At 66.4% G+C, this 795-nt stretch carries 1 protein-coding gene; it reads left to right on the forward strand.

Annotation, left to right across the window (positions count from 1 at the left end):
- A protein-coding gene (locus tag ACSBPG_RS31950) for an IS5 family transposase (protein ID WP_435541294.1) occupies positions 1-790 on the forward strand; the annotation gives its coding sequence in 2 pieces (ribosomal slippage) (positions 1-330 and positions 332-790; 789 coding nt annotated over the 2 pieces). This gene is flagged as partial in the annotation.
- Between the last annotated feature and the right edge of the window lie 5 nt (positions 791-795).

Here is a 795-nt window from a genome sequence, read left to right on the forward strand (position 1 = left end):
GGTGAGTTGTGGGAACGCATGGAGCCGCTGCTTCCGGAGCGCCCGGCGCACCCGCTGGGCTGCCATAACCCGCGGGTCCCAGATCGCGCGGCCATGGACGCCATCTTCTTTGTCCTGCGAACCGGCAGCCAGTGGCAGGCTCTGCGGGCGACTGGGATCTGTTCGCCGTCTTCCGCTTATCGGCGTTTCCGCGAGTGGATCGATGCCGGAGTGTTCGAGGAGTTCTGGCGCCAAGGGCTGCTGGCCTACGATGCCTTGCTCGGCATCGACTGGAGTTGGATGGCGGTGGACGGGGCAATGACCAAGGCGCCGTTGGGTGGGGAAAAAAGTTGGCCCCAACCCGACCGACCGCGGCAAACAGGGGACCAAGCGTTCGCTGCTGACCGACGGCCGCGGGCTCCCCCTCGGCCTCGCGGTCGCTGGCGCCAACGTGATCGACTTCAAGCTGTTGGAACAAACGCTTGAGGCCACCGCCGTACCGCGCCCCGCACCGACGCCGGTACAGCCGCAGCACCTTTGCCTGGATAAGGGCTACGATTATGATGGTCCGCGGCAGATCGCTTACGACTACGGCCTCACCACCCACATCCGGCGCCGTGGCGAGGATCGATCGGCCACCCCCGCCCAGCCCGGCAAACCACGACGGTGGGTGGTGGAGCGGGCGCACTCCTGGCTGAACCGCTACCGCCGCATCCTGGTCCGCTGGGAAAAGCTCGCCCGCACCTACGAGGCCATGCTCCACATCGTGTGTGCCGTCACCGTCTGGGAGTTCGTCGCCCTACTGGAATAGGCTCT

The organism is Azospirillum sp. ST 5-10 (genome assembly GCF_051225715.1).
GTDB lineage: Bacteria > Pseudomonadota > Alphaproteobacteria > Azospirillales > Azospirillaceae > Azospirillum.